Annotated in this window: 10 protein-coding genes and 3 pseudogenes; 5 read left to right on the forward strand and 8 right to left on the reverse strand. The window is 58.8% G+C overall.

Annotation, left to right across the window (positions count from 1 at the left end):
• Nucleotides 1–20 precede the first annotated feature (20 nt).
• The 3 genes and pseudogenes from NKH71_RS33545 to NKH71_RS29545 form a co-directional block, all read left to right on the forward strand.
• Nucleotides 21–246: pseudogene (locus tag NKH71_RS33545) on the forward strand (PIN domain-containing protein); the annotation flags it as partial.
• 1198 nt (nucleotides 247–1444) lie between these two features.
• Entirely contained in the window at nucleotides 1445–3511 is a 2067-nt protein-coding gene (locus NKH71_RS29540; RefSeq protein WP_352895736.1) for a carbamoyltransferase family protein, read from the forward strand.
• 83 nt (nucleotides 3512–3594) lie between these two features.
• On the forward strand, nucleotides 3595–3951 hold the full coding sequence (locus NKH71_RS29545; RefSeq protein WP_023722001.1) for a hypothetical protein: 357 nt from the start codon (nucleotides 3595–3597) through the stop codon (nucleotides 3949–3951).
• 137 nt (nucleotides 3952–4088) lie between these two features.
• Here NKH71_RS29545 and NKH71_RS29550 read toward each other — a convergent pair whose 3' ends face one another.
• The 7 genes and pseudogenes from NKH71_RS29550 to NKH71_RS29580 all read right to left on the reverse strand — a co-directional run bounded on the left by NKH71_RS29550 (nucleotide 4089) and on the right by NKH71_RS29580 (nucleotide 8242).
• Nucleotides 4089–5057, reverse strand: a complete 969-nt coding sequence (locus tag NKH71_RS29550) for a glycosyltransferase family 10 domain-containing protein (RefSeq protein WP_198030557.1) — start codon at nucleotides 5055–5057, stop codon at nucleotides 4089–4091.
• 299 nt (nucleotides 5058–5356) lie between these two features.
• Nucleotides 5357–5573 (reverse strand): annotated as a pseudogene (locus NKH71_RS29555) (transposase); the annotation flags it as partial.
• 1336 nt (nucleotides 5574–6909) lie between these two features.
• Nucleotides 6910–7095, reverse strand: a complete 186-nt coding sequence (locus NKH71_RS29560; RefSeq protein WP_352707076.1) for a hypothetical protein — start codon at nucleotides 7093–7095, stop codon at nucleotides 6910–6912.
• On the reverse strand, nucleotides 7034–7270 hold the full coding sequence (locus tag NKH71_RS29565) for an FMN-binding negative transcriptional regulator (protein WP_352706955.1): 237 nt from the start codon (nucleotides 7268–7270) through the stop codon (nucleotides 7034–7036). Before NKH71_RS29565 ends, NKH71_RS29560 begins: the two co-directional genes overlap by 62 nt.
• Nucleotides 7194–7382, reverse strand: a complete 189-nt coding sequence (locus NKH71_RS29570) for an FMN-binding negative transcriptional regulator (protein ID WP_352706952.1) — start codon at nucleotides 7380–7382, stop codon at nucleotides 7194–7196. The genes NKH71_RS29565 and NKH71_RS29570 overlap by 77 nt, the downstream gene beginning before the upstream one ends.
• Nucleotides 7333–7662 carry an FMN-binding negative transcriptional regulator gene (locus NKH71_RS29575; protein ID WP_352895754.1) on the reverse strand — a complete coding sequence of 110 codons (330 nt, stop codon included), beginning with the start codon at nucleotides 7660–7662 and terminating at the stop codon, nucleotides 7333–7335. Before NKH71_RS29575 ends, NKH71_RS29570 begins: the two co-directional genes overlap by 50 nt.
• Nucleotides 7580–8242, reverse strand: coding sequence for a helix-turn-helix domain-containing protein (locus NKH71_RS29580; protein WP_352706947.1), 663 nt, complete (start codon nucleotides 8240–8242; stop codon nucleotides 7580–7582). Before NKH71_RS29580 ends, NKH71_RS29575 begins: the two co-directional genes overlap by 83 nt.
• 92 nt (nucleotides 8243–8334) lie before the next feature.
• On the opposite strand from NKH71_RS29580, the gene NKH71_RS29585 reads away from it, so the two are divergent.
• Nucleotides 8335–9480, forward strand: coding sequence for a trans-sulfuration enzyme family protein (locus NKH71_RS29585; protein WP_352895740.1), 1146 nt, complete (start codon nucleotides 8335–8337; stop codon nucleotides 9478–9480).
• Nucleotides 9481–9669: 189 nt separating this feature from the next.
• On the opposite strand, the pseudogene NKH71_RS29590 reads toward NKH71_RS29585, so the two are convergent.
• Nucleotides 9670–10666, reverse strand: a pseudogene (locus NKH71_RS29590) (class I tRNA ligase family protein); the annotation flags it as partial.
• Between the two features lie 476 nt (nucleotides 10667–11142).
• Between NKH71_RS29590 and NKH71_RS29595 the strand changes: the two are divergent.
• Complete coding sequence (locus NKH71_RS29595) at nucleotides 11143–12789, forward strand: MFS transporter (protein ID WP_352706942.1); 1647 nt, start codon at nucleotides 11143–11145, stop codon at nucleotides 12787–12789.
• The last annotated feature ends 205 nt before the right edge of the window (nucleotides 12790–12994 follow it).

A 12994-nucleotide genomic window follows, 5' to 3' on the forward strand; every position in this document is an offset into this window, starting at 1 on the left:
ACACGAATATCCTGTCCTAGGTGACAAGGCCGGCGCCGGACGCACGCGTTCTGGAATGGCTGGACAAGCTCGCGAGGATCGCTCGTTCATCAGCGTGGTCTCGATCGCCGAAATCCGGCGCGGCGTTGCTCTCATGGGCGAGGGTCGGAAGCGTGAGGCGCTGGCCGAATGGCTTGCCCGAGACCTGCCTTAGCGTTTTAGAGCAGAGAGTCCTCCCCGTCGACGAGCCGGTTGCTCAACCCGCGCCAAGAGGCGTAACAGAAACGGCCAAGGCTCTAATCGCCGCTGGATGAATGTTCAGTGGCAGGTCAGCACCCACAGCCATTGCCCAGGGCTCACTCTGGTAACGGGTAATCCGAAGGATTTCGAAGGCTTCGGAATAGAGCTCTTCGATTCGTGGATGCGTGAATCGCCCAGCACCACATCCCGAATGCGCGAAGCGACTTTCGAACAAGAAGTGTGGGTTTGCTCTCATACCCTTTGCTGAAAAATGTTGTGACAGAGCGCATGGAATGCCACGCGCTTCAAATCGGAGTAGCCATCCGGGAAGCCTGAAGCCCTTCGAAGCGCATGTCCGGCAGCTATTCATAGCGTGGATGACTTTGATCGAAACAAACGATTTCATAACTCTTCGGAAATCTTGCATGGACAGAAGCACATCCCGCACCGATCACCCATCCAAAGGAGAAAATCTTCCATGCGCCCTGACGTGCAGTGGAGGTCGTGCCGAGAAATGAGTTGCAACTGGCCGACCATGTCGGCGGTTCGACGCTAGTCGTCCCTCAATGTTCCTGAGCTGCGAAGTCTTGCAGGGAGCCAGCTGCCCAGCGCGTTTCTGCTTGTGACAGGCTTATTGCCGCAGGCAGATGGTCGGCTCGTCTGGGCAGCGGATTGGAGACCCGGCCGGCAGCGCTACCATACAACATCAGCGCACTTTACATCTACGCGGTATTGCCGTGCTTCCAGTCGGTGCCATGTTTGGCCGACGCATGACGCGATGCGGCCTCCTGCACAAGCGAAGGCGTTATCGGATGTGCGACCGGGAAGCAGGCGGACAGTGCAGCACGTGTCACTCGCCTGTGCGACGGTCTTTCGGGGAATGAAATCGGGCCAGTTCACGGCGCGGTATTATTCGTCAACAGCCGCCCCTTCGCAGGATACAGGCACTCCGCGTCACACGTTCGTGCTGCAGATTAAAACGGCATCGCCGGCATGCAAGTCAGCAGCCGCTCAAGATTCGGATCCAGCCAAACTCTCGGCGTCATGGAACGGCAGGCGCCACGATCGAAGCATCTCATGTTGATTCAGGCGGACCCCTTATGAGGCGTTCTTTGATGCCGGTGATGCCTGACAGGCGGTTGCAGCTGCAAGCGACAATGCGGCCTATTTAGTTGGAAACGGAGGCAGGCCAATTTGGCTTGCCCGTCACTATGTGGAGAAAGAAATGCTGTGTCTAGGAATTAGCGGCGGACTTGACCAAGTCCATGAAAACCGATTCGAGCTTCGGAACGCCTTTATGCACGATGGCGCCGCGGTGCTCGTCCGAGACGGACGGGTGATAGCAGCCGTCGAAGAGGAACGCCTCAATCGGATGAAACACTCCAACAAGCTCCCAATTCGTTCGATTCAATACTGTCTGTCAGCGGCGGGGGTTCAGCTCAACGACATTGATCGTGTCGCGCTCTACGCCAGCGAGCCCTATGCCAACGCCATGCTTGAAGGTATGTCCGCATCCCACCCGGACATTCTCTCCATTCCGTTGGGTGCTAAAACGTTGGTGCAGGATCTGTTAACGCGTGAGTTCGGCACTAAGTTGGACAGTTCGCGTATTTCATTCGTAAGTCATCATCAGGCGCACGCCGTGAGCGCCTTTGCAATGTCGGGCTTCGAACAAAGTCTCATTCTAGCGATTGATGGCTCTGGTGATTTCCTATCGGGCCTCGTGGCGGAAGGGTCTGGCACAGAAATTACGCAACTCGAGGCTTTTCCCGAGAACAATTCTCTTGGGCTGTTTTATCTCGAGACGATCCGCTATCTCGGCTACGGCTTGTTCGACGAGTATAAGGTAATGGGACTCGCGCCCTACGGCGACCCCGCTCCCTATCGCGAGCTCTTCGAGCAGTTCTACGAGCTCTCCGCCAACGGCGGTGGCTACCGTGTTCACCTCGACCGCATCGGTCCGGCGTTGCTCCGCAATATCGAGGTCAGGCGAAAGGGAATGCCCTTCACCCAGCAGCATCGAGATGTGAGTGCGTCACTGCAGGAAGCGCTTGAGCGGATCGTGTTCCACATTCTCCGGCATCACCGTGAGGCCACCGGCATGAAGCGGTTGTGCCTGGCGGGGGGGGTGGCCCACAACTGCACGATGAACGGTAAGCTGCTGTATTCAGGGCTTTTCGAAGACATCTTCGTGCAACCCGCGTCTCACGACGCTGGCTGCGCATTGGGAGCTGCGCTGATAGTCTCTAACGAGATGGGCCGCCCCGCGCCGTGTGAGCGACTGCAGGAGGTCTATTGGGGTCCTGATCTCGGGAGCGAGCGCGCCGTGCAACAGGAACTGAATGCATGGGCCGGACATCTCGAGGTTGAACGCTCTGATGACGTGGCAAGCAGTGCAGCCGACTGGATCGCCAACGGCGCCGTGATCGGCTGGGTGCAGGGTCGTTCGGAGTTTGGGCCACGTGCGCTGGGCAACCGCAGCATTCTTGCCGACCCTCGGCCCGCCGCAAACAAGGACCGGATCAATGCGATGGTCAAGAAGCGCGAAGGCTATCGGCCCTTCGCGCCATCTGTGCTGGAGGAGGATGCGAGCGAATTTTTCGACCTCCCGGACGGTAGGCACGAATTTCCATTCATGAATTTCGTCGTTCGCGTGCGTGACTCAAAGCGCGCCTTGCTCGGTGCCATCACGCACGTCGACGGTACCGCTCGCCTGCAAACAGTATCGCGCAACGCCAATCCCGCGTACTGGGAGGTCATCAATGCGTTCAAGAAGCGCACAGGCACTCCAATTCTGCTCAATACCTCCTTTAACAACAATGCCGAACCGATCGTGGATTCGGTTGCAGACGCGATTGCCACCTTTCTGACGACAGAGCTGGATGGACTTGTGGTCGGGCCCTTCCTGGTAAAAAAGCGGGCTGCAACGCTGCAGGATTGGACTGCGCTTGCGGTTTCGTTGCCGCCCTATGTGTCCCTCCATCAAACCCGCGCTTACAAAGCGCCAGATCGTCGGGAGACTCACTGCGAGATCAGCACGACCCACTTCAGCAGTGACAGTGTGCGAATTTCACACGACTTGTTTAATCTGCTGATGCGGATTGAGGGCGAAGCCATGTTGGGAGATCTCCTCAATACAATTGCGCCGGATCAGGCTAAGCGTGACGCTTTGATGGAGGGCCTGCGACGACTGTGGGAGCAGCGCCTCGTTCGGTTGCATCCCTCACAAGCTGCTCGCATGGATCAAGACTGCGATCAAACGCTGGACCAGCATAACGGGCTCTCAGCGTGATAGCGATGCCGCTATCCAAGCTCGGCGCTTTGGGCGCCGGACCGGCCCCGTGTAAACCTCATTAAAGAGAGAGGAACCCTGCCATGGAAGAATTCTTATCGCGCATCGCCACTGGTGCCGGCATCGGCCCGGCTCTCGCAGAGAAGGCCGTTGGGTTAATGCTGGGTTTCCTGCAACGCCACGCGGCCGACGGTCCCGTTGCGCGCATGATCGAGGCCATTCCCGGAGCTTCGGAATTAGTGGCGAAGTATCATGGCGACGACCCAGACGACGGAGGCGGCCTCATTGGGCTCGGCCAGCAATTGATGAGTGAGGGTCTCAGCATTCTAAACATCGCCGCCCTCGCCAACGAGACGATCGCCTTCGCCAAGGAACATGCCGGCGACGAACTCGTGGACGAGGTCCTCAATTCCGTTCCTGGCCTTCCCCAGTTCGTCTGATCAGCGGCGGCCGGGGGCGCATGACCTCGTGCGCCCTGCCGGCCCGTCTGCGCAGGTAGGCATTCTCCGCCGAGCGTTCCGTACCGATCTCGCCAGACCACCAACCGCCGGGCACGCGAAGCGAGCGTTGGAGTACTTCATGCGTCTCTCCCAAAATCGACCGCAGGCGAACCGATGTGTATAACTTCCGGCGGTAACGGTTTATCCTGAACGCTTTCGATGAAGCCCGCGAGATAAGCAAACGTATTGTATTTCTCGAGAACCAACCGCTTCGCCTCTAGTATTGCGCCGCGACGCTCCTTCCACAGGTCCGAGTTGATGATTCCTTGAATTTTTTGGATTACGTTCTTGTCCTCTGGGTCAATCAGAACCATTGAGTCCGAAGGGAAGAACCTCGTGATTGCCGGGCTGCCGTAATAGATCGGCATTGTTTCAGCAACGAAGCAGTCCATAAGCTTCTCTGTAAAATAGTAATCAGCACGAGTATTCTCGAAAGCTATACTGTAACGGTAAGGTGCGAGTGCGTTCCATTTATCTCCAATCAGCCGAAAACCTCGGCCGAACAGGTCAAAATCGAGCTCCTCTCTCAGCCGTTCCAGAAACGCCAGCCGATATCGATGCCCTTTAAGCAGGGCGATGTTACTGGTAATCCATGAGAGCCGAAGCGGCTTGTCCACGACTTCGCTGACCAGAAGTTGGTCATATGTCTTGTTTACAGACCAAGACCGAGTGATAGGTGGAGACAATACGAATCGGCGCCCTGCATTCTGCCGAGCAGCCAGCTCTGCGTCAGACGTCAGGATGATAGTATTTTTCCCCTGCCCTTCATGAAATGCGCGATGAGCTTTCGTCGGCGGTTCGCCGATTGCAAAAATTATCCTGTTTGGGCTCGCCTCGATATCAACAGGGAGCCCAAAAAGAGAAGCAGAGTTAAAGACAATATGCCAATCGGGCGCGAAGGATGTCGTGCGTACAAAAGCGACATTGTTCCAGATTCCACTCCCCTTTGGAGTGAGATGGTGGATTGCATCATCCAAATTGCCCCAAGAATCCAGACATGTAGCAACAATGGGCGCCGGACGTTCCGTCAACAATTTGGCCGACAAAGCAGTTCCACCCCATTCACTTCCGTTGGACCGGGAGCAACTTGTGCATCGGGCGCAAGACCTCTCTGCGCCTGAAATAGCTCGCGATCCTGATCGATATCAAACACACGATTCTGTGCGACTTCGCGCCATTCGACAACTCATCTCTAAGACCGCGGGAATCCCTTCACTCGTGAAGGTACTCATCGCCATTCCGGATTGCGGTAACACTGGGCAGCATAAACCTTCCGGGACCCGCTGTCGAGGCAATGTCGCTTTGCACTTAACGAGGTTCTTCCTCACTTTGTGTGGTGATCGTTGATCGTCTTCAGGCGGTTGATCTGCCTTTCCGCCTGGCCGTTGCTCCACGGAAATTCAATGGCATTGCGAACGGCGTCAATGTCACGGCGTAGGACCCGAGCGAAACGCGTGATGGCGACGAGCCCGGCGTTGACGGCATCGTCGATCCAGGTGGTCGAGCTTGTCCAATTCACGGCCCCGCAAAATGCAGCGGAAGCGCATGGCAAGCCTGTGCATCATGGCAATCGTGACCGGTCTTTCATTGCGTGAGGCCGAACGTGCGATTGCAGCTCCTGCCGCCGCGCAAAGAGAGGTTCAAGATTTGTGCCAACTGCGCTTGGCCGGAAGGTGGCATAGAGCGGCGCCTGAGAATGAAAGTGCCGCCGCCCAGCCTTCATAGCCGTTCCTCCTTTGTGGCGTGGACGGCTCGAAAGTCGCCATCGCGTCAGATGTTCATCAGGGTTCGGCATAGCCGGGGCTTCCGGCGACAGTCATGGCAGCGACTTCGCTTCTGGAGCCGCTCATCCGGCCGCTAAAAACACATGCGCGTCCTAAGCCGTATTGATCCGCCGGAGCTGACCAAAGCCACCTTGCTCTGGATTGCGGCAATGGCGATTGCGGGCGAGAAGCCGAGAAGAACCGATGCGCGAGAAGTCCTGAGGCCATCCGTCCACGAGACGTCACCAGGCCGCTATGACGACTATCCCGCATCCGAATTAAGCGAACCTACCGTCGTCTTCACCGAAGACGGCATCAACAACCTTCGGCATATCGTCGACGCGCGCAGGGCTGCGGGCCACGCACCGCCCAAACCTACCGCAGAAACCATCGCCCGAAATCATAGCCACCGCGGCCTTGGCCGACCTTGGCCGAACGGTTACGAACAAGCCGTGCGTCATTTGCGATCTGGCCAGGGGCAGCATGGGGTGCGCCATGCTCCGCGATGCCGGTCCAGACATTCGGCGCGCCAAGCCGAAGCCCGCATGACGCCGGACGAGCGCCTGGCGTTGCCAGGATGATGTACGCGCTGTCCCGGCGGGTCCGACCCGATAGGCTTGACCCGGCCCCGCGCCCCCAACTCCACTTGTATGAATGGCCGGGGCCGGCCCTTTTCGGAACCGGCCCACCGCCGCGTGACGTTGTGCAGGATGATCGTCTTGACCCGTCTCGCATCTGAAGCGGGTGCAAGCCTGCCGAACATCCCAGCTGCTTGGTCATCCAACCTGGCTGCGAGGCATCGCCACCGTGGGGCGTGGCGTTCGCTGCCAGTCGGCTCCGATCTCGAAACCGCTATGCCGCCATACCGAACACGCAACTCGGTTTAAGCGCCAGGCTGCTGTTCGAGGTATTGACGAAGCAGGCGACGTGACCGGAAAGGCTCGCGGGGTAAGCAGCTTCCATCGATCCGGCGGCATTGCGGATCTGGCTGGCGATGGCGGCCTGAGTTCTTGTCCATCTGCCGCATAGCGGGTGGTCAGGTGCTGGTCGCGTTTCCGGCGAGCCGAAGCATTTGTCTCTCAAGGTTCACCCCTTGGAAATCCAGCACCAGCGGCTTGTCGGGACAAGATAGATGCTATTGGGATTTGGCCGCCGCAGCCGCGAGCATCGCTTCTCCCATCCCATTGACGCCTCGGGCATTCAGCATTTCACCAGCGTTCTGAATGTCGCGCACCTCTTTGTTCTGGCTGAGTTTTGATTTACCAACCAGGCCGGTGATCTCGATTTCCAGGGCGGCGATCGCCTTTAACCATCGTGTCAATGAAGTCCTTCGGCGCGTCGCCCATCTTCCACGGGGCAGGCTGCGAGGCTTCATGCATCTGAGTGAGCTTCGCCACGTTACGGCGCACATAGCGCTCATCATCCCGGACAGTGATGCGTCCGTGGGGCGTGGACGACGAGACAGTTCCACGTCGGCACCTGCTTATGGAATTCATGCTTGCTTGGATACCAGTTCGGCGAGATGTAAGCGTCGGCCGCAGGGAAGATAACGAGGACTTCATCGCCATTGGCAACTTCCTCCCAGACTCGATTTTTTGCGTGCAACATGGCAATTGAGGACGCCTTTGTCTCCCTTCGAGCCGTCAAGCTCGAAGGGAATGTGGTTCGCGTCGAGTGTGCCTTTGCTGTGGGTGACCAGGATACCGAGCGGATGTCTCTCGATGGTCAAGCAGGGTGTTGTGATCGGGACGGCAAAATGGGGCGGAGCGTACAACGGTGGATCTCCTGTCGCGAATGGGCGGTCGTTAGCGAGCGGCGGTGTCTTGCGGAACGAGCCCGGGCATCTTCGATGCCGGCGAAGAGGGCCCCGGATCTCGCTGTCCACCACGCTCAAGAACTGCCATCGAGAAGTGGGCAGGCAGATCAGATGCCGCCGCGTATGAGTGCGGTTGGTCAGTGACAAGCCGCACACTCTCGCCTTGGCTCAAAATTACTGCGTGGGTACCCACCACTACACTTAGGGACCCCTGAGTCACCGAGATCAACTCGCGCGTATCCGGACTATGAGCATCTGCGGAAAACACGTCGCCCGGCATGATGGCCCAGCTCCACAGTTCGAACATCGTTCGTCCCGAGATCGATGAATGAAGTTGTGCAAAGCTTCCTTTAGCGCTTGTCCAAAGCGTCCTCGCCTCTGTCCGCTCAATAGGAAGGCGAACTGTGGAAGGATGGTCATTCAACAAATCGGCCACCGAAAGCGAAAACGCCGCCGCCAGTCGGCAAAGTATGCCGATGCTGGGGTTCGCCTTGCCTTGCTCCAGCGTGACGACGGTTCCCTTGGATAAGCCGCTCAGTTTTGCCAGTCGATCCAGGGTCAGGTTTTGGTCGCGCCTCAATTGTCGGATCCGAACCGCTATCGCTTGGCCAAGCACCCGCTCGGGGTCCAACGCTGTCGTAACATCGGTCATTATATTGACTTAGTGCCTCGGCTCACTTATTACGGTCAATATAATGACCGGCCTGAAATTGTGCAACTGCCCCGTTAGCGAGGAAATGACCGATGCGTTTTGAAACAAAGGCGATCCATTGCGGCCGAGCTGTCGACGCTTCCACGGGGGCGGTGTCCCTGCCGCTGAACACCAGCACGACATTCCAACGTAGCGTCGACGGCTCGTTTCCTTCCGGATTCGAATACACCCGGGATGGAAATCCGACACGCAACGCGTTCGAAATGGCCATGGCCGCGCTCGAGGGCGGAGAAGATGGCATTGCCTTCGCGTCGGGCATGGCTGCAATCGCTGCAGTCTTTGAGAGCCATCCGTCGACGGGTCGGATCGTTCTGCCGGATGACATGTATTTCGGCATTCGTTCGCTGATTGACGAGACCGACATTGGGTCTCGCTTCGACTTTGCGGCCGTCGACATGCGCGATCTGGATGCCGTGCGCGCCGCGGTCACGTCGAAGCGGACTGGCCTCGTCTGGGTCGAGACGCCGTCAAACCCGATGATCCGGGTTGTCGACATTTCGGCCATCTGCAAAATCGCGCACGAGGCTGGCGCCTTGGCCGTAGTGGACAACACGTGGGCAACTCCAGTGCTTCAACGGCCCCTCGAAGTTGGGGCGGACGCGGTTATGCACTCGGCGACAAAGTACATCGGCGGCCACTCGGACTTGATGGCGGGCGTCGTCATTGTCCCGCACTCGTCACCCTTCGGTCGCCCACTGCGGATGGTCCAGAAACACAAGGGCAGCGTCGCAGCGCCATTCGACTGTTGGCTGGCATTGCGGGGCCTGCAGACATTGTCGGTACGCATGCGCGCGCATTGCGAAGGCGCCCAGAAGGTTGCTGAGGCTTTGGCGTCTCATCCGCGTGTCGAAAAAGTACTTTTTCCTGGCCTGCAAACTGATCCGGGACACGATCTCGCTAAGCGGCAAATGAGCCATTACGGAGCGATGCTATCCTTTATCGTCAAAGGCGGAGCCGATGCTGCGATGGCCGTGGCCGGCCGCCTCGAGGTTGTTGCCCGGGCGACAAGCCTTGGCGGGACCCACTCTCTGATTGAGCATCGCGCATCCGTCGAGGGTGCCAAGTCCAAGGCGCCAGGCGGATTACTGCGAATGTCAGTGGGACTTGAGCATCCTCAGGACATTATCGATGATCTGATGCAGGCCCTAGGCGGAACCTTCAAAGCGGCAGCCGAATGACGCGGGTGCAAGAACTCTGGCAGCGCTTTACGTGGCGGCTGGCGCAGCAATGCGGCCTGCTACGGTTGGGCGCCTAGATCAGGCAAAGCATCTTCGACGATGCTTAGATTTCGATCGAAAATCTCGGTGTCGGATGCGTTGGCGCGGAGAGACCGCACCTTGTTCAGGATCGCCGCAACCGCCGCTTCAGGCCTGGCGATGCGGCTCGACCTTTTCGAGGAAACCGCCGGTATCAGCTCGGCGATCTTCTTGTGCGCGACTAAACGGTCGAGACCGTCGAGCTCGTCCCAGACCGCCTGGCGCTCCGGCGTCACCTCCAGCCCGGCGAGAAAGTCGTCATTGTCCGTGAGGGTGACCGCCGCCTCTACGGTGAGAATATTGATCGCCGGCAACTTATGGCGCCTGCCGACCTCAAAATCGTTGAAGTCATGCGCCGGCGTGATCTTGACCGCACCGCTGCCTTTTTCGGGATCGGAATACTCGTCCGCCACCACCGGGATCTTGCGGCCGACGATCGGCAGGATGAGGTTCTTGCCGACGAGATGCCGGAAACGCTCGTCGTCGGGGTGGACTGCGACAGCCGTATCGCCCAGCATCGTCTCGGGGCGGGTCGTCGCAACGGTGATGAAGGTTTTCGGATTTTCCGGATCGAAGGTCTTGCCTTCGACCGGATAGCGGAAGTGCCAGAGGTTGCCGTTGACTTCCTGCTGCTCGACCTCGAGATCCGAGATGGCGGTCAACAGCTTCGGGTCCCAGTTCACAAGGCGCTTGTCCTTGTAGATCAGCCCTTCCTTGTAGAGCGTCACGAACACTTCGAGCACCGCCCTGGACAGGCCCTCGTCCATGGTGAAACGCTCCCGGCTCCAGTCGGCCGAGGCGCCCAGCCGCTTCAACTGATGAGGATCGCGCCGCCGGTCTCGATGAGCTCATCGCGCGTCAGGTTGCGGCGGTGGATCTGCTTCTCCATCAGCTGGCGCTCGACCACCATCTGTGTGGCGATCCCGGCATGATCCATGCCCGGCTGCCAAAGGACATTCTTGCCGCGCATGCGCTCGAAGCGCGCCAGAATGTCCTGCAGCGTGTTGTTGAGCGCATGACCCATATGCAGCGAGCCGGTGACGTTCGGTGGCGGGATGACGATGGTGAAGGCTTCCGCGCCCTCCTCGGCGCCTGCGCCGGCACGAAACGTCTTTTACAAGCGTATTATGTTTTTTTGCGCATAGACCAACGAGTTGAACGGCGGCCCCATGAATCGCCGATGTGTAGGTCGGGCAAAGGCGCCCACCAGCTCGTACTTGTCAAGACGATGCCACCCTTGATCTTGCACCCGCCTCCGATACCAGCGATGCACTGCGTCGTATGCTCATGCCTGTCAGGATGGGATGGGCGCTGCTAGCACAGTGGCAGTTTGACAACCCGGCCATCGGGGCGGTAGCACCGTCCAAGGCCAAGAGTCGCAGGGCAGACCGCACCCCATCGGGCTGCGCGACCCAGACCAGCTGACGCCCAACTGGCACACTCATCGCGCATCAGCACCGTGGATGCGACATCTACTTTGTTGCGAGCGCGATATCGGAACTTGGTTGTGACGCAGCTGTGCGTAAGCGCACCGCTGTCAGCAAGTGAGTGAGTGAAAGAACTACGTGGTGGAGGTGAGAAGTCATGCGGCGTCAAGATTCCCCGCCCTTTGCGGCAAACACACTGATCCCTCTTCAGAATCCGGTCTTTCGTTCGATCTGGACAGCCACGCAGATATCCAGCCTTGGCTGGCTGGTGCAGAGCGTGGCTATAAGCTGGCTTATGGCAACGATTTCAGCCTCCGATCTGATGGTTGCGCTCGTGCAGGCTGCATCGACACTGCCCGCCTTCTTCTTGTCGATCCTTGCTGGAGCGATTGCAGACAGCTTCAGCCGCCGCGGCGTGATGCTTGCCGGACATTGCCTGATCGCACTGGCATCCACGGCGCTGGCTCTCTCTGTTGGACTGGGCTTTGTCAGTCCATGGCTGATCTTGGGACTGTGTTTCTTGGCGGGATGCGGCTTTGCCTTGAATGATCCAGCCTGGCACGCCTCGGTCGGCGACATCCTGGAAAAGCGCGACATACCCGCTGCAGTGACGCTGATGTCGGTGGGGTACAACGTGGTTCGGAGCATAGGACCGGCGCTGGGCGGTGTAATTTTGGCTTTGCTGGGCCCCCTTACGGCTTTCGCCTTCGCTGCGCTGACCGACCTGGTCCCGTTGAGCGCTGTGCTGCGCTCCAAGTGGCAAGTTCGCTCTTCGCCTCTTCCGCGCGAGCGGATGACGACGGCCATTCATGATGGCATGCGCTTCACGGCAATCTCCTCTGAGATCAGAGTGGCGATCGTGCGCGCAACCCTGTTCGGGCTGTCAAGCATCTCGATCCTTGCTCTGCTCCCCCTCGTGGTTCGCGACCAACTGGCGGGCGGGCCAATTGTTTACGGCGTCCTGTTAGCCGGCTTCGGCACAGGCGCCTTCATCGCGGGCATTGGCAATAGCTACTTGCGACGCATCACGTCCCAAAATCGATTGATCACGCTCGCGTCCGTTGCTTGCGCAACGTGTTGCCTTTTACTGGCTCTCACATCATCGGTGGCCGTAGCAGCGATCGCGCTTGCAATCGCTGGCGCAGGCTGGGTTGTCACCTGGACCGGAACCGACGTGTGTGTGCAGTTGGCAAGCCCAAGGTGGGTCGTTGGTCGCACCCTGTCGATCTATTACGCCCTGACCTACGGCGGCATGGCAGCGGGCAGCTGGATCTGGGGTGCTGTCGCGCAGTACTATTCCCTGACGTGGGCTTTGGAAGGTGCTGCAGCGGCGCTGTTGCTGGTTGCAGCTGTGGGAAAGCTATTGCCGGTACGGCTATGGGAGGAATCGGATCAAGGGGCCTTCGACTTCAGGCCACCAGAACTGGCCCTCGATTTGAAGCCCAGGAGCGGCCCGATCGTGATCAAGGTGGAGTACTCGATACCCGAGGAGAATATCGAGGAATTTCTGAGCTGCATGCGCGAAAGGCGGCGCGTTCAGAGCCGTGCCGGTGCGCGGGACTGGACCCTCCAGCGCGATCTTCAGAACTCGACTCTTTGGACCGAGACATTCCGCACGCCGACATGGACGGACTATCTTCGTCTAAACCATCGGCTAACGGTGACTGACAGGGAGGTAGGCGAGCGCCTTGCCGCTCTGCAGGTCGGTGATTCTCCTCCTCGTCTCTCACTTTCGATCGAGCGGTCGACAAGCCCCGCCCCCGCCAGCCAAGTCCAGCCTGTGCCCTTTGTATCGCGCCCGTAAGGAAACCAGTAACTTTTCTGGGCTCGGACACGGGAATGGCCGAGACCTACTCCTTCTTTCGTCGGGTCAGCCCGGATTGCCATACGTTGCGGCCGGTTAGGCGGATAGTGTCCTGAAGGTTCTGCAAAAAGTTTTGGAGAGAGAACGGCGCTTGCTCTGAAGGGCGAGCGGCCATGGCACGGTGGTGACGTTGCAATCACCGATT

This window comes from Mesorhizobium sp. M0983 (assembly GCF_040318975.1).
Classification (GTDB): Bacteria; Pseudomonadota; Alphaproteobacteria; order Rhizobiales; family Rhizobiaceae; genus Mesorhizobium.

Bases quoted from the DNA above. Each gene is read 5' to 3' on its own strand.
- NKH71_RS29540 (WP_352895736.1), top strand. From the start codon at position 1,445: ATGCTGTGTCTAGGAATTAGCGGCGGACTTGACCAAGTCCATGAAAAC.
- NKH71_RS29545 (WP_023722001.1), top strand. From the start codon at position 3,595: ATGGAAGAATTCTTATCGCGCATCGCCACTGGTGCCGGCATCGGCCCG.
- NKH71_RS29565 (WP_352706955.1), bottom strand. From the start codon at position 7,270: ATGAATTCCATAAGCAGGTGCCGACGTGGAACTGTCTCGTCGTCCACG.
- NKH71_RS29570 (WP_352706952.1), bottom strand. From the start codon at position 7,382: ATGTTGCACGCAAAAAATCGAGTCTGGGAGGAAGTTGCCAATGGCGAT.
- NKH71_RS29580 (WP_352706947.1), bottom strand. From the start codon at position 8,242: ATGACCGATGTTACGACAGCGTTGGACCCCGAGCGGGTGCTTGGCCAA.
- NKH71_RS29585 (WP_352895740.1), top strand. From the start codon at position 8,335: ATGCGTTTTGAAACAAAGGCGATCCATTGCGGCCGAGCTGTCGACGCT.
- NKH71_RS29595 (WP_352706942.1), top strand. From the start codon at position 11,143: ATGCGGCGTCAAGATTCCCCGCCCTTTGCGGCAAACACACTGATCCCT.